This window comes from Micromonospora sp. NPDC023888 (assembly GCF_040639415.1).
Classification (GTDB): domain Bacteria; phylum Actinomycetota; class Actinomycetes; order Mycobacteriales; family Micromonosporaceae; genus Micromonospora.
Genome location: NZ_JBEZZW010000050.1, coordinates 1 through 24,812, shown reverse-complemented (window position 1 = coordinate 24,812; position 24,812 = coordinate 1). Strand labels below are relative to the sequence as shown.

Below are 24,812 nucleotides of genomic sequence, written 5' to 3'. Positions count from 1 at the left end.
AGAGTCCCATCCCAGCCATGGATTGCGGGCACTCGCCCGTGGTCCACCCCCACCCGCCAGGGATCACCGGCGGCCCGCCTCGCGCAGGAGGAAGAAGTTGCTGTCCGCCTTTCTCAGTGCGTTCCGTACGCCTGACCTGCGCAAGAAGCTGCTGTTCACAGTAGGCATCATCGCGGTCTACCGGCTGGGTGCGACGCTCCCCAGCCCGGGCGTCTCGTACGGCAACGTGCAGAAGTGCCTCGACTCCATCTCGGGTGACACGACGGGCCCGCTGAATCTGCTCAACCTCTTCTCCGGCGGAGCGCTGCTACAGCTCTCGGTCTTCGCGCTGGGCATCATGCCCTACATCACCGCGTCGATCATCCTGCAGCTTCTGACGGTCGTGATCCCGCGGCTGGAGCAGCTCCGCAAGGAGGGCCAGGCCGGCCAGGCGAAGATCACGCAGTACACCCGCTACCTGACCCTCGGTCTCGGTGTGCTGCAGGCCTCGGCGTTCGTGGCCCTGGCCCGCTCGGGTCAGTTGTTCCAGAACCGCTGCGACCAGTTCCCGATCATCCCGACCGGCACCGGCATCCCGGACTGGCTGACCCTGACCATCCTGGTGATCACCATGACCGCCGGCACCGGCATGGTCATGTGGCTCGGTGAGCTGATCACCGACCGGGGCGTCGGCAACGGCATGTCCGTGCTGATCTTCACCTCGATCGCGGCCCGGCTGCCCGGCGAGGGCTGGCAGATCAAGACCAGCCAGGGTTGGGGCAAGTTCGCCCTGGTCATCGCGCTGGTTCTGGTGGTCATCACCGCTGTCACCTTCATCGAGCAGGCGCAGCGCCGGATCCCCGTGCAGTACGCCAAGCGGATGATCGGCCGGCGGATGTACGGCGGCACCTCGACCTACATCCCGCTGAAGGTCAACCAGGCTGGTGTGATCCCGGTCATCTTCGGTTCGTCGCTGCTCTACCTCCCGCAGCTGGCGCTCCAGTTCTTCGACCAGAACGACCCGGGCAAGGTCCAGGCGTGGATCCAGAACAACCTGGTCGCTCCGAACAGCCCGATCTACATCTCGGTGTACTTCCTGCTGATCATCTTCTTCACGTACTTCTACGTCTCGATCACGTTCAACCCGACCGAGGTCGCGGACAACATGAAGAAGTACGGCGGGTTCGTGCCGGGTATCCGGCCGGGCAAGCCGACGGCGGACTACCTGGACTTCATCCTCAGCCGGATCACCCTGCCGGGCGCGCTCTACCTCGGCATCATCTCGATCCTGCCGAACTTCTTCTTCATCTGGCTGGACAGCCAGCAGTACCAGAACTTCCCGTTCGGTGGCACCGCTGTGCTCATCATGGTCGGCGTCGGTCTGGAGACCGTGAAGCAGATCGAGAGCCAACTCATGCAGCGGAACTACGAAGGGTTCCTGCGGTAGATGAGACTCGTTCTGGTTGGCCCGCCGGGTGCGGGTAAGGGCACGCAGGCCGAGTTCGTCGCCGCGCACCTGTCGGTACCCAAGATCTCGACCGGAGACATCTTCCGCTCGAACGTCACCCAGGGCACGCCGCTCGGCGTCGAGGCGAAGCGGTACATGGACGCGGGCGAGCTGGTCCCGGACGAGGTCACCATCAACATGGTCCGGGACCGGCTGGCCGAGCCCGACGCCAGCGAGGGCTTCCTGCTCGACGGCTTCCCGCGGACCACTCCGCAGGCGGCCGCCCTGGACAAGCTCCTCGCCGACCTGGGCACCGCGCTGGATCTGGTCCTGGAGCTGGTGGTCGACGACGACGAGGTGATCCGGCGCCTGTCCGGCCGGCGCACCTGCCGGGGCTGCGGCAAGATCTGGCACGTCGAGTTCGACGCCACCACCCGGCCGGGCATCTGCGACAGGTGCGGCGCCGAGCTGTTCCAGCGCGACGACGACAAGCCGGAGACGATCGCCACCCGGCTTCGTGAGTACAGCGAGAAGACCGCGCCCCTGGTCGACTACTACGGCGCTCAGGGCAAGCTGGTCGGGATCGACGCCACCGGCCCGGTGGAGGACGTCACCACCCGGGCCATCGACGCACTGCGGTCGTACGGCGGCTGAGGTCCTGCCGGACCACGGCGGATAGAGTGCGAACAGCGGGGTACGCACGACGTGCCCCGCTGTTCGGCAACGAAAGGTAATCGCTCCATGCGTCGTCCCCAGCTGGACATCCAGCTGAAGACCCCTGACCAGATCGAGAAGATGCGGGCCGCCGGTCTGGTGGTCGCCGAGGCGCTTCGCCGGATGCGGGAGGCTGTCGCCCCCGGTGTGAGCACCGCCGACCTGGACGCCATCGCCGAGTCGACAATCCGCGAGGCGGGCGGCGTCCCGTCGTTCAAGGGCTACCACGGTTTCCCCGCGTCGATCTGCTCCTCGGTCAACGAGCAGATCGTGCACGCCATCCCGTCGCCGAAGCAGGTGCTTCAGGCCGGTGATCTGATCTCGATCGACTGCGGTGCGGTGCTGGACGGGTGGCACGGCGACTCCGCCATCACCGTCGGGGTCGGCGAGGTCGACCCGGCCCTGCTGAAGATAGCCGAGGTCGCCGAGGACGCGATGTGGGCCGGCATCGCCGCCGCCGCGCGCGGTGCGGCAAGCGGCAAGGGCCGCCTCACCGACATCTCGCACGCCGTGGAGAGCGCGGTTCGCAAGGGCGGCCGGTACGGCATCGTCGACGGCTACGGCGGGCACGGCATCGGCACCGAGATGCACCAGGACCCGCACGTGCTCAACCACGGCCGGCCGGGTAAGGGCCCTCGTCTGGTGCCCGGCATGGCGTTGGCCATCGAGCCGATGATCACGATGGCGTCCCCCCGTACTGTCGAGTTGGCCGACGGCTGGACGGTCGTCACCCGGGACGGCTCGATCGCGGCGCACGTCGAGCACTCGATGGCGCTGCTGCCCGACGGCGTGTGGGTGCTCACGGCCTTCGACGGAGGCCGCGCCCGCCTGGGCGACCTGGTGACCGCCCGCCAACCCGCGGCCTCCACCACCCCGTAAACCCCACCCCACCCCACCCCGCCCCGTCCCGCCCCGCCCCGCCCCACCCCGTCCCGTCCTGTTGATCATGAGGTTATCGGGACGGCGCGCCGCTATCCCCGCCAACAACCTCATGATCGACCGGCGGGCGGGTGGCCGGCGCGCGGCGTCCGGTGGGGGCGGTTTCGGCGGGGCGCGGGGCTGGCTTGGGAGTGGCATGCTTGCCGGCATGGACGGGCGCGACGGAATGCGAGCCGCGGACGCGGACCGCGCGGCGGTGGCCGACCGGCTACTGGTAGCCCTCAATGAGGGTCGACTGGACCTGCACGAGTACGACGAGCGGTTGCAGCGGGCCTACGCGGCCCGCACGTACGCCGAGTTGGAAGCTCTGCTCACTGATCTGCCGCCGGTGACGCCGTCGCAGTCGTCGGTCCTGGCGCCGGCCTCGCCCGGCGGACCGGCGGTCAGCCCGTCGGCCGGCCAGCCCGATCAGGTGTCGACCGGTGGTGTCACCGCACGCTGGTTGGGTGAGGTGTGGCTGCCGTACCTGAAGGTGATCGCCATCGTCGTGACCATCTGGGCGGTGACGTCGCTGCTGAGCCAGCAGTTGCTCTACTTCTGGCCCGCGTGGGTGGCGGGGCCCTGGGGTGCGGTGCTCGTGGTGCGTACGGTCACGGGGTTGACCGGGGGAGAGCCCCGACGTCAGGCGATCGAGCGGGCGCGTCGGCGGCAGCGCAAACGGGCGAAGCGGGAACGACGGCGCGAGCTGCGTTCCGGTGAATCGGACGAACGGGACGATCCGCAGCCGGCTGGTTGACCACCGGTGGCGTCGACCCGGGTTGGAAGCGGCCGGGTCACCTATCGACAGGCGGTCTCCTAAAGATCATCTGGCCCTGGGGTGACGGCTCGGCATCCGCCCCGGGGGCGTGTTGGGTGGCCGGTTTGGCGAGCGCCCGCAGGCCGGCGTACACTTTCAGATCGGCGCACAGCGTCCACTCCGGCATGCCCACCCTGCGCTTCGGTGGGACCTGGAGCCGCGGCTGGCGCGGTCTTCTGATTCTGGTCAGATTTCCGTGTAAGACGTTGTGGGCCGCCCGGAGCAATCGACGTCAGGACAGCGGAGGACATGCCGAAAAAAGACGGAGCCATTGAGATCGAGGGTCGGGTCATCGAGCCCCTGCCGAACGCCATGTTCCGGGTGGAGCTCGCGAACGGCCACAAGGTGTTGGCTCACATCAGCGGCAAGATGCGGCAGCACTACATCCGCATTCTTCCGGAGGACCGGGTCGTCGTCGAACTCTCGCCGTACGACCTGACCCGCGGGCGCATCGTCTACCGCTACAAGTAGTCCTGACGACGGCCGGGAAGTCCCTGTCCGTCTTCGACGTCCGGCGTCGCGCAACGCGCGTCCCCGGGCCAGATGGGAAGTAAGGCAACCGTGAAGGTCAAGCCGAGCGTCAAGAGGATCTGCCAGAAATGCCGGGTTATCCGCCGGCACGGCCGGGTCATGGTCATCTGCAGCGACCCGCGCCACAAGCAGCGCCAGGGCTGACTCAGCCCGTCCGGCCGTAGTCCGGCCGGGTGGCGTTGGTCCGGGCAGATCCTCAGCGACACACACATCACACATGCTCGTCCCAGCCGCGAGCGGTACGCGAGTCGTACTCCTTCGTGGCTGACCCCCGGTCGGAGGCCGGGGCCCGCTCGGGCAGCGACCGTTCCCGGTCGCCGGCGCTCACCGCGTCGGAAAGACGGGACGGCCGGTAGCGGGATGGGACGGGTCCACACCTCCGCCACACATCACGAGGAGTACGCCCGCACATGGCACGTCTAGTCGGCGTGGATCTCCCCCGCGAGAAGCGGATGGAAATCGCGCTCACCTACATCTTCGGGGTCGGTCGCACCCGCGCCCTGGAGACACTCGCCGCCACCGGCATCTCGCCGGACAAGCGCGCTCGGGACCTCACGGACGAGGAGCTCGTGCAGCTCCGCGACCACATCGAGGGCAACTACAAGGTTGAAGGCGACCTGCGCCGCGAGGTCGCCGCTGACATCCGCCGCAAGGTCGAGATCGGCTGCTACGCCGGCATCCGGCACCGCCGGGGCCTGCCCGTGCGTGGCCAGCGGACCAAGACCAATGCACGGACCCGCAAGGGCCCGAAGCGGACCGTCGCCGGCAAGAAGAAGCCCGGCAAGAAGTAATAGGAGCGCAGAAAACTTATGCCACCGAAGGCTCGTGCCGGAGCCGCTGTCAAGAAGGTCCGGCGCAAGGAACGCAAGAACGTCGCCCACGGGCAGGCGCACATCAAGAGCACGTTCAACAACACCATCGTGTCCATCACGGACCCGACCGGTGCGGTCATCTCCTGGGCCTCCGCCGGCCAGGTCGGCTTCAAGGGCTCCCGCAAGTCGACTCCGTTCGCCGCGCAGCTGGCCGCCGAGGCTGCCGCGCGTCGCGCCATGGAGCACGGCATGCGCAAGGTCGACGTGTTCGTCAAGGGCCCCGGCTCCGGCCGGGAAACCGCCATCCGTTCGCTGCAGGCCGTGGGCCTCGAGGTCGGGCAGATCGCCGACGTCACCCCGCAGCCGCACAACGGGTGCCGTCCGCCGAAGCGTCGCCGGGTCTGAGAGGTAGAGAGAGATGGCTCGTTACACCGGTGCTGACTGCCGCCGTTGCCGGCGGGAGAAGATGAAGCTGTTCCTCAAGGGCAGCAAGTGCGATGGTCCGAAGTGCCCGTTCGAGTCCCGGCCGTTCCCGCCCGGGCAGCACGGCCGCGGCCGCACCAAGGAGACGGAGTACCTGCTCCAGCTCCGCGAGAAGCAGAAGGCCCGCCGCGTCTACGGCGTGCTGGAGAAGCAGTTCCGCGGTTACTACGAGGAAGCCGTTGGCAAGCAGGCGAAGACCGGTGAGGTCCTCCTGCAGATCCTCGAGTCGCGGCTGGACAACGTCGTTTACCGGGCCGGCTACGCCCACTCGCGGGACATGGCCCGCCAGTTGGTCAAGCACGGTCACTTCACGGTGAACGGCAAGAAGGTCGACATCCCGTCGTACCGCGTCAAGGAGCACGACATCATCGAGGTTCGGGGCAAGAGCAAGGAGCTCACCCCGTTCATCGTCGCGCAGGCCCAGGCCGGCTCGAAGACGGTTCCGGCGTGGCTTGAGGCCATCCCGAGCCAGATGAAGGTGCTCGTGCACTCCCTCCCGGCCCGGCAGGTCATCGACACGCAGGTCCAGGAGCAGTTGATCGTCGAGCTCTACTCCAAGTAGTCGGAGCTCCTGCGGTGGCCCGTCCTTCGGGGCGGGCCACCGGAACAGTTTGTGTCGTGGGCGTCAAATAGCGGGCGCCCCGGAAGAGAAGAGACAAGATGCTCATCAGCCAGCGACCCTCCCTCTCCGAGGAGTCGATCAACGAGACCCGTTCCCGGTTCGCCATCGAGCCGCTGGAGCCGGGCTTCGGCTACACCCTGGGTAACTCGCTGCGGCGTACGCTGCTGTCGTCGATCCCGGGCGCGGCCGTCACCTCGATCAAGATCGACGGTGTGCTGCACGAGTTCACCACGATCCCCGGTGTCAAGGAGGACGTGGTCGAGCTCGTCATGAACATCAAGGAGCTGTGCGTCAGCTCCGAGCACGACGAGCCGGTCAGCATGTACCTGCGCAAGCAGGGCCCGGGCGACGTGACCGCGGGCGACATCCAGCCGCCGGCCGGCGTCTCGGTGCACAACCCGGATCTCAAGCTCGCCACCCTCAACGGCAAGGGCCGGCTCGACATGGAGCTGACCGTCGAGCGGGGCCGGGGCTACGTGACGGCGGCGCAGAACAAGCAGTCCGGCGCCGAGATCGGCCGCATCCCGGTCGACTCGATCTACTCGCCGGTGCTGAAGGTGACCTACCGCGTCGAGGCGACCCGTGTCGAGCAGCGCACCGACTTCGACCGGCTGATCATCGACGTCGAGACCAAGCCGTCGATGGGTCCGCGTACCGCGCTGGCCTCCGCCGGTTCGACGCTCGTGGAGCTGTTCGGGCTGGCCCGGGAGCTGGACGAGACCGCCGAGGGCATCGACATCGGGCCGTCCCCGCAGGACGCCCAGCTCGCGGCGGACCTGGCCCTGCCGATCGAGGAGCTGGACCTCACCGTCCGCTCCTACAACTGCCTCAAGCGCGAGGGCATCAACTCCGTTGGTGAGCTCATCGGGCGTACCGAGGCCGACCTCCTCGACATCCGCAACTTCGGGCAGAAGTCGATCGACGAGGTCAAGATGAAGCTCGCCGGGATGGGTCTCGGGCTGAAGGACTCGGCTCCGAACTTCGACCCGGCGCACGTCGTGGACACCTTCGGCGAGGCCGACTACGACACCGACGACTACCGCGAGACCGAGCAGCTCTAGTCCGCGCTGCCGCCACAACTGAGGAGCACCAAAAATGCCCACGCCCACCAAGGGCCCCCGCCTCGGCGGCAGCCCCTCGCACGAGCGGCTGATGCTCGCCAACCTGGCGACCGCGCTGTTCCAGCACGGCAAGATCCAGACCACCGAGACGAAGGCCCGGCGGCTGCGCCCGCTGGCCGAGCAGCTCATCACCAAGGCCAAGCGCGGTGACCTCGCCTCGCGGCGGCGGGTGCTGGGTGTCGTCAAGGACAAGGACGTCGTCTACGCCCTGTTCGACCAGATCGCGCCCCGGTACTCCAACCGTCCCGGCGGTTACACCCGGATCGTGAAGACCGGTCCGCGCAAGGGTGACAACGCGCCGATGGCCATCATCGAGCTGGTGGAAGAGCTTCAGGTCGCCGAGCCCAAGGTGAACAAGAAGACCGCCGCCCGCAAGGCCGCGCAGCAGGACAAGGTCGAGGCGCTCGCCCCGGCCGACGAGACCCCGCAGTCGGCCTCGGCCGACCAGGACTCCGAGGCGCCGGTGTCGGCGTCCGGTGACACCGACGCCGCCCGCGAGGACAGCGACGAGGCCACCGAGAACAAGGCCTGATCAAGGGCATCGTCGGGCCCGGCACCCCACTGGGGGTGCCGGGCCCGATCCGTAACAGGAGGTACGAGGTGGACGAGCGGATCCGGCTGCGGCTGGACGTCTCGTACGACGGCACGGGCTTCTCCGGCTGGGCCGCCCAGCCGACCCGGCGCACCGTCGCGGGTGTGCTCGTCGAGGCCCTGGACCTGGTCCTCGGTGCCGGCACGGTCACCGGGCTGACGGTCGCCGGGCGCACCGACGCGGGAGTCCACGCCACCGGGCAGGTCTGCCACCTGGATCTGCCCGTCGACGTGTGGCGGCAGCACGAGGGGCGGCTGCTGCGTCGCCTGGCCCGGCTGCTCCCCACCGACGTGCGCGTGCGCGCGATGACCGAGATGCCTGCCGACTTCGACGCCCGGTTCTCGGCGACCTTCCGGCGCTACGAGTACCGGGTCACCGATGCGCCCTTCGGCGCGGAGCCGTTACGCCGGCACGAGGTGCTGGCCTGGCCGAAGCCGCTCGATCTGGCCGCGCTGAATGCCGCCGCGACAGGTCTGGTCGGTGAGCACGACTTCGCCGCGTACTGCCGGCGCAAGGAGAACGCGACAACGTGGCGCGAGGTGACCCGACTGGACTGGCGCCGCGACCCGGACGGCATCCTGGTCGCCACCGTGCAGGCCGACGCGTTCTGCCAGGCGATGGTGCGCAGCCTGGTGGGGGCGATGCTGGTGGCCGGGGACGGTCGCCGCCCGGTCGAGTGGCCGGGCAGCCTGCTCACCCGCCAGGAGCGTTCCAGCGAGGTGACAGTGGCTCCCGCGCACGGGCTGACCCTGGTCGCCGTGGGCTACCCCGCGGATCCGTCCGAGTACGCCCGCCGGGCCGACCTCACCCGTCGACTGCGGGTCCCGGTCGAGGGCTGACCGCCGACGGTGTGGCGGGGGGGTCACTCGCCGGGCAGGTCGCTGTCGGCGCTGCTGGTGGTGGGCTCCGGTGTCGGCTGGGCGGTGGTGGGTTCCGGGGTCGGCTGGGCGGCGGTGCCACCGTCGGCCCGCTGTTGCAGGACACCCCGGCTGAGGTGCAGCTCGATCATGTCGAACAGGATCTCGCGGACCGTGGTGTCGCCCGACTTGATCGTCGCCCCGTCCTCGCGGACGACGAGCGCGTACGCCAGGTAGTGACCGCGCACCTGCCAACCGACCCGGGCGGGGGCGCTTGTCAGCACGTCGGTGCCGTCGCCGGCGGTGAGGCCACGGAACCGGCCCTGCCGCTCGTCGAGGAGTGGGCGGATCCGGTCCCGGGCTCGTTCCGCGCTGACCTTGTCGGTGAGGTTGAACAATCCGGCGGTCACCAGGTGGCCGCCGTCGGGCGTACGCAGGGTGGCTCGGACGACCTGGTTGCAGCCGAGGAGGGTCAGCAGGTCGGCGACCTCGCCGGTGGCGGCGACGGCGCAGCTTCCACTGGACTGTGTCTTGAGCACCTGGTAGCTCGGCTGGCCGGCGGTGACTTTCAGCTCCTTGCCGGGGAAGAGTTCCTTGGCGGTGAGCGGGGCCTGGTCGGATTCCCGGGAATCGAGGGCCAGCGGTTCCGCCGCGGCGGACGTCGGCGCGGTGTTCGGCTGGTGTGTCGGGTTGGCCGCCGGTTGCCCGTCGCGCTCGTCGAGCAGCGCGGCGGCACCGAGGCCGCAGAGTGCGAGCAGTACCAGGACGGCCGCGCCGCCGATCAGCACCTGCCACAGCTTGCCGCCGCCGCGCCGGGCTCTGGGCTGCGCCGCCGTGGCGGAGGTGTAGACCTGGCTGCGGGGCGCGGGTGCGGGCGCGGCGGGCGGGATGTCGGCACGGGTCGGTGCTGGCTGCGTCGACGGCAGGGCGAGCTGGTTCGCCCGGGGCAGCGACGGTGTGGGGAAGCGTGACGGAGAGGGCCCGGCCGGCGGGGGCGGACCGGCGCCGAACACCGACAGATCGGACCCGGGCTCCGGGTACTCCTCGAAAGCGTCCTCATCGGACTCGTACCGATACACCATGTCGCCCAGAGTAGGAGTGATTGTCCCTTTAGGGGGTAATATCGGGGAAATGTGCGCCTGGGTCGCGTCATCGTCGGCCCGGGCCGGTGCGAGAATTGCCGACGTGACCGGCGACCACTACTTCACCGCTCAGCCCGCCAGCGACGCTCCGCCGCGCGAGGTCGAGTTCTCCGTCGCCGACCGCGACTACCGGCTCGTCTCGGCCGGCGGTGTCTTCTCCGCCAGCCGCCTCGACCCCGGCACCGCCGTCCTCCTGCGCAAGGCCGAGCTGCCCGCCGCCGACACCGCCGGTGACCTGCTCGACCTCGGCTGCGGGTTCGGCCCGATCGCGTGTGTGCTGGCCGACCTGGCACCGGCGAGCACGGTCTGGGCCGTCGACGTCAACGCCCGCGCCCGCGAGCTGACCGCCGCCAACGCGGCCCGGGTCGATGCCGCCGACCGGGTCCGGGTCCACGCCCCGGACGACGTGCCGGCGGACACCCGGTTCGCCCAGATCTGGTCCAATCCACCCATCCGGATCGGCAAGGACGAGCTGCACGAGCTGCTGCTGCGCTGGCTGCCCCTACTCGCGACGAACGGCGTCGGCTGGCTGGTCGTCGCCCGGCACCTCGGCGGCGACTCGCTGCAACGCTGGCTCACCGAGCAGGGCTGGCAGGTCGAGCGGTACGCCAGCCAGAAGGGCTTCCGGGTGCTGCGGGTCACCCGGTAATTGGATGTCCCTCCCGCCCTCGCTGGGGCAGGATCCCGGCGTGGGATACGTGGATGTGGCAGCGGTCGGGCACATCCTGCCCGACGGTCGGGAACTCTTCGCCGACGTGTCGTTCCGGGTGGGCGAGGGCAGCAAGGTCGCCCTGGTCGGGCCGAACGGCGCGGGAAAGACGACCCTGTTGCGGATGGTCGCCGGTGACCTGCCGGTGCGGACCGGCGCGGTCGCCCGCTCCGGTGGCCTGGGCGTGATGCGGCAGTTCATCGGCATGATCGGCGACGAGTCGACGCTCGCCGACCTGGCGCTGTCGCTGGCCCCGCCGTCGCTGCGGGACGCCGGCCGCCGGCTCGGCGAGACCGAGGCGGCCATGCGGGCGGCCGAGGCCCACGGCAAGTTCAGCAACGCCGCGGCCAAGGCCCAGTTGGCGTACGCCGACGCGCTCGGCGCCTGGGGTGAGGCCGGCGGGTACGACGCCGAGGTGCTCTTCGACACCGTCGCGACGATCGTGCTCGGCCAGCCCTGGGACGCGGTACGGGACCGGCCGGTGCGCACCCTCTCCGGCGGGCAGCAGAAGCGCTTCGCGTTGGAGTTGCTGCTGCGCGGCCCGGACGAGGTGCTGCTGCTCGACGAACCGGACAACTTCCTCGACGTGCCCGGCAAACGCTGGCTGGAGGCGCGACTGCGCGAGTCGACGAAGTCGGTGCTCTACGTCTCGCACGACCGGGAGTTGCTGGCCCAGAGCGCCGACCGGGTGGTGGCCGTCGAGGGCGGCAGCGCCTGGGTGCACCCGGGCGGCTTCGCGAGCTGGCACTCCGCGCGGGTGGCCCGGCACGCCCGCCTCGACGAGCTGCGTCGACGCTGGGACGAGGAGCATCAGAAACTGCGCGAGCTGATGCTCATGTACAAGCAGAAGGCCGCGTACAACGACGGGTTGGCCTCGCGCTACCAGGCCGCGCAGACCCGGCTGCGCAAGTTCGAGGAGGCCGGGCCGCCGCCCGTACCCCCGAAGGACCAGGACATCCGGATGCGCCTCAGCGGCGGGCGGACCGGCAAGCGCGCGGTCGTCTGCGAGCAGCTGGAGCTCGACGGCCTGACCTTCCCCTTCGACCTGGAGATCTGGTACGGCGACCGGGTGGCGGTGCTCGGTGCCAACGGCAGCGGCAAGTCGCACTTCCTGCGGCTGCTGGCCCGGGGCGGCACCGACCCCGACCCGGCCAACGGGCCGGTCGACGGGGCGGGCGCGCTCGCGCCGGTGGCGCACGACGGCACGGCCCGGTTGGGCGCCCGGGTCCGCCCCGGGCACTTCTCCCAGACCCACGACCGGCCGGAGCTGATGTCGAAGACGCTTGTCGAGATCCTCTGGCGGGGCGACGAGCACCGGACGGGAATGGACCGGCACGCGGCGATGGGGGTGCTCAGCCGCTACGAGCTGGCGGCCCAGGGCGACCAGCGCTTCGGCACGCTCTCCGGCGGTCAGCAGGCCCGTTTCCTGGTGCTGCTGCTGGAACTGTCCGGGGCGACGCTGCTGCTGCTCGACGAGCCCACCGACAACCTCGACCTGGCCAGCGCGGAGGCCCTGGAAGCGGGCCTGAACGCGTTCGAGGGGACGGTGATCGCGGTCACCCACGACCGTTGGTTCACCCGTTCCTTCGACCGGTTCGTGCTGTTCCGGGGCGACAGCGAGGTGGTGGAGACCCCGGAACCGGTCTGGGACGTGGGGTGATCCCCGCCGACCTGCCCATTCGACTCTGCGCCGTCACCGGAGTGGTCGCCGTCGCGCTCGGTGGCAGCCGGGCGCGCGCCGAGCACCGCCCCGACTCCGACTGGGACCTCGGCCTGTACTACCGGGGCGAGCTTGACCTGCCGGCGTTGCGGGCGGTCGCCGCGTCGGTAGCCGACGACACCGCCGTCGCGCTCACCGCCCCGGGCGGCTGGGGTCCCTGGGTCGACGGCGGTGGATGGTTGCGGATCGGCGGGGCGGCCGTGGACTGGATCTACCGGGACCTGGACCGGGTGCGGCGGGTCTGGACGGACTGCCAGGCCGGCCGGTACGAGGTCGGGGCGCAGGTTGGGCATCCGCTCGGGTTCTACTCGTCGGCCTATGCCGGCGAGGTCGCGCTGTGCCAGGTGCTGGCCGACCCGACCGGTGAGCTGACCCGGCTGAGGGAGCAGGTCCGGGAGTACCCGCCCGCGCTGGCCGACGCGCTTGTGGCGAGTGGCTGGGAGGCCGGGTTTCTGCTGGCGGGCGCGGCCAAGGCCAGCGCCGGCGGGGACAGCGGTTACGTCGCCGGCTGCCTGTTCCGGGTGGTGGGAGTGCTCGCCCAGGTGCTGCACGCCCGAGCGAGCCGTTGGTTGGTCAACGAGAAGGGGATGATCGCCGCCGCGGGGCGGCTGCCCGGCGCGCCGCCGGACTTCGCGCAACGGGCGCAGGCACTGCTCGGCAGCGTCGGCCGCAGCCCCGCCGAGCTGAGCGTGACGCTCAGCGCCGCCCGTGAACTGGTCACCGAGGTGGTCGGCTGAGCCGCCGCCGAGGTGGCCCACACTCGACCGGCATAGGGTGGATCGCGTGACTGACATGACCTATCGCCGGCTGGGCGACTCCGGGCTCGTGGTGTCCGTGGTCGGCATCGGCTGCAACAACTTCGGCCGCAAGCTCGACCTCGACGGCACCCGGGCGGTGGTGGACGCCGCCCTGGATGCCGGGATCAACCTCTTCGACACCGCCGACATCTACGGCGAACCGCAGGGCGGTTCCGAGGAGCTGCTCGGGCAGGCGCTCAAGGGACGCCGGGACGACGTGGTGGTGGCCACCAAGTTCGGTATGGACATGAACGGCCTCAACGGGCCGGACTTCGGGGCCCGCGGTGCGCGGCGCTACATCGCCCGCGCGGTGGAGGCGTCGCTGCGTCGGCTGGGCACGGACCACATCGACCTGTACCAGATGCACGAGCCCGACCCGGGAACCCCGATCGACGAGACCCTCGCCGCCCTGGATGACCTGGTTCGCGACGGCAAGGTGCGCTACCTGGGCAACTCCAACTTCGCCGGCTGGCAGATCGCCGACGCCGACTGGGTCGCCTCGTCCAACGGCCGGTCCCGCTTCATCAGCGCGCAGAACCACTACAGCCTGCTGGAGCGCTCGGTGGAGACCGAGATCATCCCGGCGTGCGAGCGGTTCGGCCTCGGCATGCTGCCGTTCTTCCCACTCGCCAACGGGCTGCTCACCGGCAAGTACAAGCGCGAGGCCCAGCCGCCGGCCGGCAGCCGGCTCTCCGGCGGAGGCCGGTACGCGGAGCGGCTCGCCGCGGCCGACTGGGACACCATCGAGGCGATCGAGGCGTACGCGGCCGAGCGGGGTGTGAGCATGCTCCAGGTGGCGATCGGTGGGCTGGCGGCCCAGCCGGCGGTGACCTCGGTGATCGCCGGTGCCACCACCGCGGAGCAGGTACGCGCCAACGCCGCCGCCGGTACCTGGGAGCCGAGCGACGAGGACCTGGCGGCACTGCGCGCCATCCTCTGAGCGAGGGTACGGCCTGCGGCCCGCGTCGCCTGGTGATCCACTCGCGTTCCTTGAAGTCGGGGTGACCCGTGGTCGCGGAAGCCCCGATTTCAAGGACACCGAGTCGATCACGGGCCGCTCGCGACGGTCACGGGCCGCTCTGGGACGGCAAACGGGCCGGGTCGCTCGTGGCGGCCCGGCCCGGTTCGTGAAACGCCTGTCGGTCAGGTGGTGCGGCGGCGGCCGAACAGCATGGCCACCCCCATCGCCACGGCGACGAGGACCAGGCCGGCCGCCGCGAACGGCCACCAGCCGGCGCCCGCTCCACTGCCGCCGTCAGCCGGCTTGTTGACCGCCACCGGCTTGGGTGCGGGCGGGGACTGCGCGGCACTGGCCTGCACCGTGGCGGTGGCCTTGCCCGGCAGCGGAGCAGGGGAGTCCACAGTCACCTTCCACGTGCCGGCGGTGAGCACCGGTCCGCTGCTGTAGAAGCCCTGCCCCTCGGGCTGCGGCTCCAACTGCACCGGCCCGACCTTCTGACCGTCCGGGCCGGTGGCGGTGAGCACCAACCGCACCACCTTGTCCAGCCGCCGGCCATCGGCGTAGGTGGCCTGGATGGTGACCCCCTCGGCCCCGTCGCCGGCCACCGCCAGCTTGAGTTTGTCGGCCTGGGCGACCGCCGGGGCAGCGGAGAGCAGGGTCAGGGCCAGCCCGGCGAACACGGCGGCCAACACCTTGCGGATACCCGTCACGGGCCTCTCCTCACTACTGAATGGGGGAGGCCCCTCCCCGACGCCGAAGCGTCGGGGAGGGGCCTCGTCGGATCAGAGCTGGCGACCGGGTGCCAGCCGGGTGGCATCGCCACCGAGCCGCCCGGTGCCCTTGATCGGTTCACCGTCGTTCGCCTTGACGCCGGCCTTGCTGGCCGTGCCGCCGAGGCGGACGATCATGGAGTCGGTGTCCCGGACCAGGACATCCCGGATTTCCGCCTCGGCCACCACTGTGGCGTCGGCGGCGAGGTTCCGGAAGTCGGTCAGCTGCTTGATCGCCTTGTTGTCGTTGCCAGCCGCCTCGGCCTTGCGCGCCGCGTCCAGCTTCGCCGTCAACTGCTTGTGCGCCTTGGCCGAGAGCCGACCCGTCGCCTTGAACCGGTCCAGCAGGTTCTGCATGTCCCGGAACGAGGTGGTGACGAAGAACCGGACCGCCGAGGTCGTCGTGTTGCCGGCCTTGTCGGTCGCGGTGACGGTCAGCTCGTGCAGGCCGAGCGGAAGCTCGTACATGGCCTGCAGGGTGCCGCTGGCGTACGCCTTGCCGTCCAACGTGCCGACCACCGTCGCGATGCCCGAGGTCGGGTCGACGGCCTGCCAGGACACCCGAACGTCCTGGCTGTCACCGTAGAGCTGGCCGTCGGCGATGCCGGAGACCAGCAGCGTCGGCTTGGTGCCGTCGATCTTCAGGATCGCCGACTTGAGCGTCTCGGCGTTGCCTGCCTTGTCGGTGGAGCGGTACAGCAGCTCGTGCTGCCCGTCACCGGTCACCTCGACCGGCGTCGTGTACGGCGTCCACGCGCCACCGTCGAGCGACCACTCCACCGTCTTCACGCCGGAACCGGCGTCGGTCGAGGTCAGCACGACGGGGATCGTCCCGTCGTGCCAGCCGGCGTCGTTCGCCGGAGCGAACGTCGCCGTGGTCACCGGCGCGGTGGCGTCGATCTTGACCGAGACGGTCTTCGTCTCCTCCACGTTGCCGGCCTTGTCGGTCGAGCGGAACCGCAGCTCGTGCTCGCCGTCGCCGCTCACCGCCACCGGAGCGGTGTACGCCGTCCAGGTGGTGGCCCCGTCGAGCTGGTACTCCGTACCGGCGAGCCCGCTACCGCCGGCCTCGTCGGCACCGGTGAGCGTCACCGTCACCGGCCCGGTGTACCACCCGTCGGTCGGGGTGCCGGAAACCGCAGCCGTGGTGACCGGCGCGGTCTCGTCGGCCACCTCCGTGCTGAGCCGGAAGTAGTCGAACGAGGCGGTCTTCGACGCCGTCTGGTTGGCGCCGAGGGTGAACAGACCGACCTTCGGGGTGGCCCCGACCGCGCTGTTGGTCAGTGCCTCCAACGCGGTCCAGGTCGTCCCGTCGGCCGAGTACGACGCCGTGAAGGTGTCGCCCGTGCGGGCCAGCCGCAGGTGCCACACGGCCGAGGTGAGGCTTGTCGCCTCCGGTTGCGGGTTCTGGACGACGCCGCCGATCTCGCTGCGGAACTCGATCCGCCGCGTCACCGTCTGGCCGGCCTGGTTGTCCGCGATGAAGTCGAACTTCAGGTAGTTGTCGTCGTCCGCCTGCACGAGCAGACCGGCCTGCTGGTACTGCTCGTTCAGCAGGCTGCCGTCGACCTTCGTCTCCAGGGTCCAGTCGCCGGACGGCGCGGTCTGGAGGATGAAGTTCTTCGGCCCGGTGTTGTCGGTGCCGTAGATGTCACCGTTGGGTACGTCGATCCGCAACGCGCCACCGGTCACCCGGTAACCGGCCGGGTCCTCCCGCGTGATGGCGTCCCACCGGCACTTGTCAAGCGTGTCGCCGGTGAACTCGTCCGACGGGTCGACCGGGCCGGCCGGGGCGTCCGGCGTGACCTGGAACGAGTCGAACGCGGCGTCGACAACCGGCGCCTCGGTGCCTCCGTTGAGGGCGAAGACCCCGATCCGCGGGTTGGTGATGCCGGCGAGCGCTGCCGAACGGCCGACCGGGGTGAAGGTCTGCCCGTCGCCAGAGGCGGCGGCGGTCAGGTTCGTCCCGTCGCTGGTGATCCGCAGGTACACGGTGTCACCCGCCGGTGCGGCGGCGCTGTCGGCAGCGTCGTTGCGCGGCGTGGCAGCCGTCTCCCGGATGAACTCCACCCGCCGGCTGCCGTTGTACAGCAGGTCCAGCTTGGCGTAGTTGTCGTCGTCGCCGTACACCAGCAGGCCAGCCTGCTGGTAGTTGGCAGTCACCGGCAGGGTGACCTTGGTGGTCATCTCCCAGGCGCCGGTCGGAGCCGCCTGGAGCACCAGGTTGGTGGCGTCGTTGCGAGCCCCGTAGAGGTCACCCACCCCGGTGGGCAGCCGCAGCGCGCCGCCACTCTGCGAGTAGAGCTGGTTCTCCCGGATCACGCTTGTCCAACGGGCCTTGTCGAGACTGTTGCCGTTGAAGTCGTCCGAACGCGCCCCGAAGCAGGACGTGTCCGGAGCGTCGGCCCGCACCGGCACCGTGGCGTACGCCTTGGCGCCCTTGCTGTCGGTCACCGTGAGGGTGGCCGTGAAGGTGCCCGGGTTGGTGTAGGTGTGGCTGGCGTCCAGGGTGGTCGCCGTGCCGCCGTCACCGAAGTCCCAGGCGTACGTCAGCGGGGTGTCGCCCTCGGCGTCGGTGGCCGTGCCGTCGAAGGCGACGGTTACCGGCGCGGTGCCGGTGGCCGGGGTGGCCGTGGCGCTGACGACCGGCGGCGCGTTCTCGGTGACACCGCGGCCGACGAAGTCCATCCAGTTGACGTTGAACAGCGAACCCGTTCCGCCGTTCGGGTCGCGGGCCACGAAGAACAGCGAACCGCTCGCGGCACCGGTGACCGGCGCGCTCACGTCCGTGTACGTCTGCCAGGCCCCGGTCGACGGCACGACGGCCGTGGCGACCACCGGTCCGTCAACAGCACCCGCGTGGACCTCGATCCGACCGCCAGCGGCGGCCGAGGCGGCCCGGAACCGGATCTCGGTGATGTTCGTCAGGTTCGCCGGAGCGACCGACCACCAGTCACCGTCCTCGATGAACGCGATGCTCTGGCCGCCACCTGCGGTGTCGGCCCCGGCCTCCCGCTGCACGCCGGCGTCGCCGCCGCCGGTGCTCACCGGAGTACGGCCGGTGGCGGTGAAGAACTCGGCCTGCTTCTGCTTGGGCTGGAGAACCTCGATCTGCCGACCGGTGAGCGCACCGGCGCCGCCGGCACCACCCTTGTCGGTGTAGGTGGCCTCGAAGACCGCGAACACGTTCGCCTCGGCGCCGTGCCCGGAGGCGAGCGACGTCTGGACGGTGCCGGTGCAGCCGGTGTGCTGCTCCAGCGGGTGGGCGTGCTCGTCGTGACCGAGCAGCACCTGGAGGTTCACCTTGGCACAGTCGATCTGCCCGTCCTCCGGGTCGGTCACCTTGATCGTGTACTTGACCTGGTCACCCCAGTTGAAGAAGCCACCGTCCGGCGGGAACTCGATGGTCACCGTCGGTGCGGTGTTGCCCACGGTGACCGGCACGTTGGCCACCGCGGTACGGCCCTTCGGGTTGGTCACGGTGAGCTGGGCGGTGTAGTTGCCCGCCGTCGCGTAGGTGTGCGTCGGGTTCGCCTCGGTGGAGGTCTGCCCGTCGCCGAAGGCCCAGGCGTAGGTGAGCGCGCCACCGTCCGGGTCCCGGGAGCCGGCGCTGGAGAAGGTGACTGTCAACGGCGCCGGACCCGAGGTGGGGTTGGCGGACGCCGCCGCGATGGGCGCGCGGTCACCGGCGGTGTAGTCGATCCGGTAGATGCCGGAGTTGTCGTTGTTGCCGCCGAAGCCGCTGCCCCACTCGATCAGGTACAACGCGCCGTCCGGGCCGAACTCGAAGTCCATCGGCCGGATCATGCTCATCCCGGTGAGCAACTGGTTGATGTCCACAAGCGACTTGCCGTCGGCGGTCACCTGCATCGTGTACATCTTGTTCTGGTTCCACTCGCCGAGCAGCGCCTTGCCGTCGTAGTACGCCGGCCACTTGCGGGTGGAGTTGAGGTTGGCGTCGTACCGGTAGACCGGGCCGCCCATCGGCGCGCCGCCGCCACCGATCTCCGGGTACCGCGCGTCACCGGCGTAGCCGTAGTCGACGGTGGCCGGGACGACCGGCGGGAGGTTGGTCAGGCCGGTGTTGTTCGGCGAGTTGTTCACCGGCGCGGCGCAGTCGAACTTCGGACCGCTCGGGCCGGACGGGAACGTGTAGTCGTTGTAGGCCTCGTTCGTTCCCGTGCAGTACGGCCAGCCGTAGTTGCCGGGGGTCACGATGTTCCACTCGACCAGGCCACGGGGACCCCGGTCCGGGTTGTTCGCGTTGGCGTCCGGTCCGTAGTCACCGACGTACAGCGTGTTGGTCTTCGGGTCGGTGCCGATCCGGAACGGGTTGCGGAAGCCCATCGCGTAGATCTCGGGACGGGTCTTCTCGGTGCCCGGCGCGAAGAGGTTGCCGCTCGGAACGGTGTACGTCCCGTCGTCCTCCGGGTGGATCCGGAGCACCTTGCCGCGCAGGTCGTTGGTGTTCGCCGAGGTGCGCTGCGAATCGTAGTCCTGGCGACCCGGCCGCTCGTCGAGCGGCGAGTACGAGTTCGACTCGAACGGGTTGGTGTTGTCACCGGTGGCCAGGTAGAGGTTGCCGGCGCTGTCGAAGGTCATGCTGCCGCCGGCGTGGCAGCAGGTGTTGCGCTGCGTGTCGACCCGCAGGATCTGCTTCTCGCTGGCCAGGTCGATGGTGTCGCCGCTGACCGTGAACCTTGACAGCAGGTTGCGGGTGACGTTGTCGTTCGGGGCGTAGTAGAGATACACCCACTTGTTGGTGGCGAAGTCCGGGTCGAGCCGGATGCCGATCAGACCGTCCTCGTTGCCGGTGAAGACGTCCAGGTCGACGGCGGTGACCGTGCTGCCGGTGTCCGGCTTCACGATCTGCACCCGGCCGTCGCGCTCGATGTAGAAGACCCGCCCGTCGGGGGCGATGTCCAGCTCCATCGGGTTGCTGGTGTTGCTGTCCAGCGTGACCTTCTCGAAGTTCGAGGTCTTCGTGGCACCGCAGTCGGCGTCCGCGACACCGGCCGCGGTCCGGATGCCGCCGAGCAGGTGGGACAGGAACTCGGGCTCGGCGTACGACTCCCGGGTGTGCCCGCCACCGGTGTACCAGGAGCGACCGCCGTCGAAGTCCTGACACCAGGAGGTCGGGTGGTCGGCACCCATCGCGCCCGCGCCCGGGGTGTAGCTCTTCTCGTCCAGGCTGGCCAGCACGTGCACGTCCGGCCGGGGGTTGGTCTGGAAGTTGTACCACTCGTCGAACCGGGACCAGCGGTCCGGCAGTTCGGCCGTGGACGGGTGGGCGTGGTCCTCCACCTTGACGGTGGCCTGCTGGTTCTGCGGGTGGTTGGCGAAGTACGCGCCGACCAGGTCGCCGTACCAGGCCCAGCTGTACTCGGTGTCGGACGCGGCGTGGATGCCGACGTAACCGCCGCCGGCCTTCACGTAGCGCTCGAACGCCGCCTGCTGCTCGGCGTTGAGGACGTCACCTGTGGTGGAGAGCCAGATCACGGCCTTGTACTTCGCCAGGTTGGCGTCGCTGAATGCGGCGCCGTCCTCGGAAGCGTCCACCGTGAATCCGTTGGTGGCACCGAGTTGTTGGATGGCGGCGATGCCGGTGGGGATGGAGTCGTGCCGGAAGCCGGCGGTCTTGGAGAAGACCAGGACCGAGAAGGGATCGTCGGCTGCCTTTCGGGGCGCCTTCGGCGCCACCTGGGTGACCGGGGTCCCGGCCGCGGCGTCCTTCGGCGGGACCTGTGCGGCGGCCGGCGCGGCTTGCGCGGGCGTGCCGAACAGGGTCGTCGAGGCGAGGGCCAGGGAGATGAGGGTTGCGGTGATGGGTAAGCGGGCACGACGAGAACGGGACACGCCGCCTCCTGTGTCGTAGTGACAGAGCTCGCGGGAGTCGGCTCGCCGAAGGCCGTCCCTGATGGAGCCGGTGGTGACGCCGTGCCAGGGTGCCCCCACCGACATTTTGTCGAATCGCTGAACAAATTAATTCGGCTGGTTCAATGTCCGGCAAGATGCCGGCGGGTAACGGTTCTGCAACGGCAGGCGACATTCCGAACAGGACCGCATGAACCGCCCCACAGATCTAGCTCGATTCGGTGCGTTCCGGCCCGCCGGCCGCCGCCGAACCTCGCCTTGGCAGACCGGCGGATCTGTCGTACGGTGACACGCAAGTAACCCACGGGAGCCCGGTGTACCGGGCTGAGAGGGGGGCTGACAGCCCCCGACCGTCGAACCTGATCCGGGTAATGCCGGCGCAGGGAGGAGCGTTGCCGTGCCGTCCCTGGGGCGACTGCATCTGATCACCGACACCCGACCCGGTCGGGACCCGCTCAGCGTGGTCCGGGCCGCCCTCGCGGTGGCCCGCGCCGACCTCGTGGTGCAGGTCCGGGTCGAGGACTCCGCCACCGACCGGGAGGCGTACGACCTGGCCCGGCGGGTGCTGGCGCTCTGCGTGTCGTACGACGCGACCTGCCTGGTCAACGACCGGCTGCACGTGGCGCTGGCGGTGGGCGCGGCCGGCGGCCACATCGGAGCGGACGACCTGCCGGTCGCCGCCGCCCGTCGGGTGCTCGGCCCCACAGGTGTGCTGGGCGCCACCGCCCGCGCGCCGGGAACAGCGACCGAGGCCGTCGCGGCGGGCGCCGACTACCTGGGCGTCGGCCCCTGCCACCCCACCAGCACCAAGCCCGGCCTGCCGGACCCGATCGGGCCGGCCGGGGTCCGCGCTGTCGCCGACGCCGTCGACGTGCCGGTCATCGCGATCGGTGGCGTGACCGCCGACCGGGTGCCGGAGCTGCGGGCCGCCGGGGCGTACGGGGTGGCGGTCGTCGGTGCGGTCTCCGCTGCCGCCGACCCGGCGCGGGCGACCGCCGAGCTGATCGAGGCCCTGACGTGCTGACCGGCCGGTCCCCGTCAGCGCGATCGAGCGACCGGGCCCGGCCGGACGTCGCGGTGGTGGGGGCGGGGCCAATCGGGCTGGCGATCGCCTGGCGCTGCGCCGCCCGAGGGCTGCGGGTGGTGGTGCACGATCCGGCACCCGGCTCGGGGGCGTCGGCGGTGGCCGCCGGCATGCTCGCGCCGGTCGCCGAGGCGTACTTCGGTGAGCGGAAACTGACCGAGCTGTTGCTGGCGTCCGCCGCCCGCTGGCCGGCGTTCGCCGCCGAGCTGGCCGACGCCACGGGCGTCGACATCGGCCACCGGACCGACGGCACCCTGCTTGTCGGGTTGACCGGCGACGACCTGGCCGAGGCGCGCCGGCTCTGGGCGTACCAGCAGGGGTTGGGCCTGCCGGTGACCCCACTGCGCCCCAGCGAGCTGCGCGACCGCGAGCCGGCGCTCGCCCCGAGGGTGCGCGGCGGCGCGCTCGCGCCCACCGACCACCAGGTCGACCCCCGACTGCTGGTGCCGGCGCTGCGCACGGCCGCGCAGCGGGCCGGCGCGGTGCTGGTGCCGCAGGCGGTCACGCAACTGTCCGACGTGGATGCGCAGGTGACGGTGGTCGCCGCCGGCTGCGGGGCGGCCACACTCACCGGCCTGCCCGTGCGGCCGGTGAAGGGCCAGATCCTCCGACTCCGCGCGCCCGACGGCGTCGCGCCGGGCTTCCGGCACGTGATCCGGGGGTACGCCGACGGCGAGCCCGTCTATCTGGTGCCCCGAGCCGACGGCGAGGTGGTGCTCGGCGCGACGGTCGAGGAACGGTTGGACACCACTGTCACCGCCGGTGCCGTGCAGCGCCTGCTGCGCGCCGGGGTGGACCTGCTGCCCGAGCTGGCCGAGTACGACCTGGTCGAGGCGGTCGCCGGACTGCGCCCAGGAACCCCGGACAACGCGCCGATCCTCGGACCGCTGCCCGGCCGGCCGGACGTGCTGGCCGCCACCGGTCACCACCGGCACGGCATCGTGCTCACCCCGATCACCGCCGACCTGATCGCCGACCTGGTGTGCACGGGCGTACCCGATCCGCTGCTCGCGCCCTTCCGGCCGGACCGGTTCGTCGGCCCGGCGACCGGGGGCGATCAGGAACCGGCGGTCCGGCCGGACCGGTTCGCCGGCCCGGCGGCCGGGGGCGATCCCGAACCGACGACGAAGGGGGACCTGTGGAGTTGACGGTGAACGGGGCTGGACGAAGCGTCCCGGATGAGGTGTCGGTGGCCGACCTGGTCCGTGCCGTCGCGCCGCAACCGCGTGGGGTGGCCGTCGCGGTCAACGGCGAGGTGGTGCCCCGGGCGGGCTGGGCGACCACGGCACTACGCGACGGTGACCGCGTCGAGGTGCTCACCGCGGCGCAGGGCGGGTGAGCGGCGTGCCGTTCGAGCTGGGTGGACAGACGTTCACCTCGCGGCTGATCCTCGGCACCGGTGGGGCCGCCAACCTGCACGTGCTGGAGCAGGCGATCCGGGCGTCCGGCACCGAGCTGGTGACCCTGGCCCTGCGCCGGGTGGACACCGCCCCGGGTACGGCCGGCGGGCTGCTTGACCTGCTGGACCGCTGCGGGGTACGGCTGCTGCCCAACACCGCCGGCTGCCACACCGCGACCGAAGCGGTCAAGGTGGCCCGGCTGGCCCGGGACGCGTTCGACACCGACTGGGTCAAGCTGGAGGTGATCGGCGACGAGCGGACCCTGCTGCCCGACGGGGTGGAGTTGCTCCGCGCCGCAGAGGAGCTGGTCGCCGACGGCTTCACCGTGCTGCCGTACACAAGCGACGATCCGGTGCTCGCCCGCCGACTCGCCGACGTGGGCTGTGCTGCGGTGATGCCGGCCGGCTCCCCGATCGGTTCGGGGCTCGGCGTCGGCAACCCCCACCACATCCGGCTCATCCGGCAGGGCGTCGACGTGCCGGTGATCCTCGACGCCGGCATCGGCACCGCCTCCGACGCGGCCCTGGCCATGGAGTTGGGCTGCGACGGGGTGCTGCTGGCCAGCGCGGTGACCCGCGCCGCGGACCCGGTGGCGATGGCCACCGCGATGCGGTACGCGGTCGAGGCGGGCCGGCTCGCGGCCGGCGCCGGCCGGATCGAACGCCGCTTCCACGCGCTCGCCTCCACTCCCGACGAGGGAAGGCCGGACCTGTGACCCCGCCGTCCGGTGTTGTCCTGTTGACCGACCGGCTCGTCGCGCGGAGCGGGCTCGACCGGGTCGTGGCGGGAGCTGTGGCCGGGGGAGTGCGCTGGGTGGTGCTGCGGGAGAAGGACCTGCCCCGCGCCGAACGTGCCGCACTCGCCGTCGACCTGCGCGCGATCCTCGCCGACGTCGGCGGGACCCTCATCGTGGCCGGCCCCGATCCGCTCGGCGGTGACGCCGTGCACCTGCCCGCCGCCGGCGCGTACCCGCCGCCGACCCACCGCCTGGTCGGCCGCTCCTGCCACGACGAAACCGAGCTGAACCGCCTGACCACCGAGCACTACGCCACCGTCTCCCCGGTCTGGCCCACCAGAACAAAGCCGGGTTACGGCCCAGCCCTGGACATTGCGGGGCTGGGCAGCCTGGTGCGCACCAGCCCGGTACCCCTGCTGGCGCTGGGCGGAGTCGAGACCCCGGAACAGGTAACCGCCTGCGTCAAGGCGGGAGCCGTCGGGGTGGCGGTGCTCGGCGCACTCATGCGAGCCAAAGACCCCACCGAAACAGCAGCAACCCTGACCGGAGCCTATGTCGAGGCGGTCACCCCCAAGCTCTTTAAAGCCGGCACGGAGGCACCCAGGTCCCCAGGTCAGGGGCTGCGGCCGACCGTGCCCACGCAGGGATCAAGCCTGTGCGCTGCTGATGGGGTTGGGCACCGGCGGGTACGCCCTGGTGGTGGCCCTGCCGGACCGGCTGCCGCCG

At 70.7% G+C, this 24,812-nt stretch carries 23 protein-coding genes, 1 pseudogene and 1 riboswitch; of the genes and pseudogenes, 21 read left to right on the top strand and 3 right to left on the bottom strand.

All coding sequences use genetic code 11. The features are described from left to right. Nucleotides 1-97 precede the first annotated feature (97 nt). From secY to truA, 12 genes are all read left to right on the top strand, one after another. On the top strand, nt 98-1,426 hold the full coding sequence (secY, locus tag AB0F61_RS30625; RefSeq protein ID WP_357253566.1) for a preprotein translocase subunit SecY: 1,329 nt from the start codon (nt 98-100) through the stop codon (nt 1,424-1,426). Then, the gene (locus AB0F61_RS30620; protein WP_007465256.1) at nt 1,427-2,080 is read left to right on the top strand and encodes an adenylate kinase; all 654 of its coding nucleotides are present in this window, start codon (nt 1,427-1,429) and stop codon (nt 2,078-2,080) included. It abuts the gene before it with no gap. A gap of 87 nt (nt 2,081-2,167) precedes the next feature. Further along, nucleotides 2,168-3,019 carry a type I methionyl aminopeptidase gene (gene map, locus AB0F61_RS30615; RefSeq protein WP_357816823.1) on the top strand — a complete coding sequence of 284 codons (852 nt, stop codon included), beginning with the start codon at nt 2,168-2,170 and terminating at the stop codon, nt 3,017-3,019. 208 nt (nt 3,020-3,227) lie between these two features. Further along, nucleotides 3,228-3,815 carry a DUF1707 domain-containing protein gene (locus tag AB0F61_RS30610; protein WP_357816820.1) on the top strand — a complete coding sequence of 196 codons (588 nt, stop codon included), beginning with the start codon at nt 3,228-3,230 and terminating at the stop codon, nt 3,813-3,815. A gap of 309 nt (nt 3,816-4,124) precedes the next feature. After that, nucleotides 4,125-4,346, top strand: coding sequence for a translation initiation factor IF-1 (infA, locus tag AB0F61_RS30605; protein WP_007073013.1), 222 nt, complete (start codon nt 4,125-4,127; stop codon nt 4,344-4,346). Between the two features lie 90 nt (nt 4,347-4,436). Then, nucleotides 4,437-4,550, top strand: coding sequence for a 50S ribosomal protein L36 (gene rpmJ, locus AB0F61_RS30600; protein ID WP_088952025.1), 114 nt, complete (start codon nt 4,437-4,439; stop codon nt 4,548-4,550). Between the two features lie 266 nt (nt 4,551-4,816). Further along, a complete protein-coding gene (gene rpsM, locus AB0F61_RS30595) occupies nt 4,817-5,197 on the top strand; it encodes a 30S ribosomal protein S13 (RefSeq protein WP_007465236.1) in 381 nt (126 codons plus the stop codon). A gap of 18 nt (nt 5,198-5,215) precedes the next feature. Further along, complete coding sequence (gene rpsK, locus AB0F61_RS30590) at nt 5,216-5,623, top strand: 30S ribosomal protein S11 (protein WP_030329919.1); 408 nt, start codon at nt 5,216-5,218, stop codon at nt 5,621-5,623. A gap of 13 nt (nt 5,624-5,636) precedes the next feature. Further along, nucleotides 5,637-6,263, top strand: coding sequence for a 30S ribosomal protein S4 (gene rpsD, locus AB0F61_RS30585; RefSeq protein ID WP_030489600.1), 627 nt, complete (start codon nt 5,637-5,639; stop codon nt 6,261-6,263). 98 nt (nt 6,264-6,361) lie between these two features. After that, entirely contained in the window at nt 6,362-7,384 is a 1,023-nt protein-coding gene (locus tag AB0F61_RS30580) for a DNA-directed RNA polymerase subunit alpha (protein ID WP_007465227.1), read from the top strand. Nucleotides 7,385-7,418: 34 nt separating this feature from the next. Beyond that, the gene (rplQ, locus tag AB0F61_RS30575) at nt 7,419-7,976 is read left to right on the top strand and encodes a 50S ribosomal protein L17 (RefSeq protein WP_357816816.1); all 558 of its coding nucleotides are present in this window, start codon (nt 7,419-7,421) and stop codon (nt 7,974-7,976) included. Between the two features lie 68 nt (nt 7,977-8,044). Continuing rightward, nucleotides 8,045-8,875: a tRNA pseudouridine(38-40) synthase TruA gene (gene truA, locus AB0F61_RS30570; RefSeq protein ID WP_357816813.1), complete on the top strand. Its 831-nt coding sequence runs from the start codon at nt 8,045-8,047 to the stop codon at nt 8,873-8,875. Between the two features lie 23 nt (nt 8,876-8,898). On the opposite strand, the gene AB0F61_RS30565 is transcribed toward truA, so the two are convergent. Then, on the bottom strand, nt 8,899-9,975 hold the full coding sequence (locus AB0F61_RS30565; RefSeq protein ID WP_357816810.1) for a hypothetical protein: 1,077 nt from the start codon (nt 9,973-9,975) through the stop codon (nt 8,899-8,901). Between the two features lie 103 nt (nt 9,976-10,078). Between AB0F61_RS30565 and AB0F61_RS30560 the strand changes: the two genes are divergently transcribed. Genes AB0F61_RS30560 through AB0F61_RS30545 form a run of 4 tightly spaced genes read left to right on the top strand, consistent with a single transcriptional unit; the run spans nt 10,079 to nt 14,201 of the window. Next, nucleotides 10,079-10,684, top strand: a complete 606-nt coding sequence (locus tag AB0F61_RS30560) for a methyltransferase (protein WP_357816807.1) — start codon at nt 10,079-10,081, stop codon at nt 10,682-10,684. 40 nt (nt 10,685-10,724) lie between these two features. Beyond that, nucleotides 10,725-12,404 (top strand): ATP-binding cassette domain-containing protein, encoded by a 1,680-nt coding sequence (locus tag AB0F61_RS30555; protein WP_357816804.1) that lies wholly within the window; start codon nt 10,725-10,727, stop codon nt 12,402-12,404. Continuing rightward, nucleotides 12,401-13,201, top strand: coding sequence for a nucleotidyltransferase domain-containing protein (locus AB0F61_RS30550; RefSeq protein ID WP_357816802.1), 801 nt, complete (start codon nt 12,401-12,403; stop codon nt 13,199-13,201). The genes AB0F61_RS30555 and AB0F61_RS30550 overlap by 4 nt, the downstream gene beginning before the upstream one ends. A 55-nt stretch (nt 13,202-13,256) precedes the next feature. Further along, entirely contained in the window at nt 13,257-14,201 is a 945-nt protein-coding gene (locus AB0F61_RS30545) for an aldo/keto reductase (RefSeq protein WP_357816849.1), read from the top strand. A gap of 203 nt (nt 14,202-14,404) precedes the next feature. Here AB0F61_RS30545 and AB0F61_RS30540 read toward each other — a convergent pair whose 3' ends face one another. Continuing rightward, nucleotides 14,405-14,932, bottom strand: coding sequence for a hypothetical protein (locus tag AB0F61_RS30540; RefSeq protein ID WP_357816799.1), 528 nt, complete (start codon nt 14,930-14,932; stop codon nt 14,405-14,407). A 72-nt stretch (nt 14,933-15,004) separates the two neighbouring features. After that, nucleotides 15,005-20,848 (bottom strand): ThuA domain-containing protein, encoded by a 5,844-nt coding sequence (locus AB0F61_RS30535; RefSeq protein WP_357816796.1) that lies wholly within the window; start codon nt 20,846-20,848, stop codon nt 15,005-15,007. Between the two features lie 311 nt (nt 20,849-21,159). Beyond that, nucleotides 21,160-21,269, top strand: a riboswitch (TPP riboswitch). Here AB0F61_RS30535 and thiE point away from each other — a divergent pair. The 5 genes and pseudogenes from thiE to AB0F61_RS30510 form a co-directional block, all read left to right on the top strand. After that, nucleotides 21,264-21,890 (top strand): thiamine phosphate synthase, encoded by a 627-nt coding sequence (thiE, locus tag AB0F61_RS30530; RefSeq protein ID WP_357816793.1) that lies wholly within the window; start codon nt 21,264-21,266, stop codon nt 21,888-21,890. It overlaps the preceding riboswitch by 6 nt. Then, entirely contained in the window at nt 21,884-23,098 is a 1,215-nt protein-coding gene (thiO, locus tag AB0F61_RS30525) for a glycine oxidase ThiO (RefSeq protein ID WP_357816790.1), read from the top strand. Before thiE ends, thiO begins: the two co-directional genes overlap by 7 nt. Further along, nucleotides 23,089-23,289: a sulfur carrier protein ThiS gene (thiS, locus tag AB0F61_RS30520; protein ID WP_357816787.1), complete on the top strand. Its 201-nt coding sequence runs from the start codon at nt 23,089-23,091 to the stop codon at nt 23,287-23,289. Before thiO ends, thiS begins: the two co-directional genes overlap by 10 nt. After that, nucleotides 23,286-24,065 (top strand): thiazole synthase, encoded by a 780-nt coding sequence (locus tag AB0F61_RS30515; RefSeq protein WP_357816784.1) that lies wholly within the window; start codon nt 23,286-23,288, stop codon nt 24,063-24,065. The genes thiS and AB0F61_RS30515 overlap by 4 nt, the downstream gene beginning before the upstream one ends. Further along, nucleotides 24,062-24,640 (top strand): annotated as a pseudogene (locus AB0F61_RS30510) (thiamine phosphate synthase); the annotation flags it as partial. The gene AB0F61_RS30515 and the pseudogene AB0F61_RS30510, both read left to right, overlap by 4 nt. Nucleotides 24,641-24,812 lie beyond the last annotated feature (172 nt).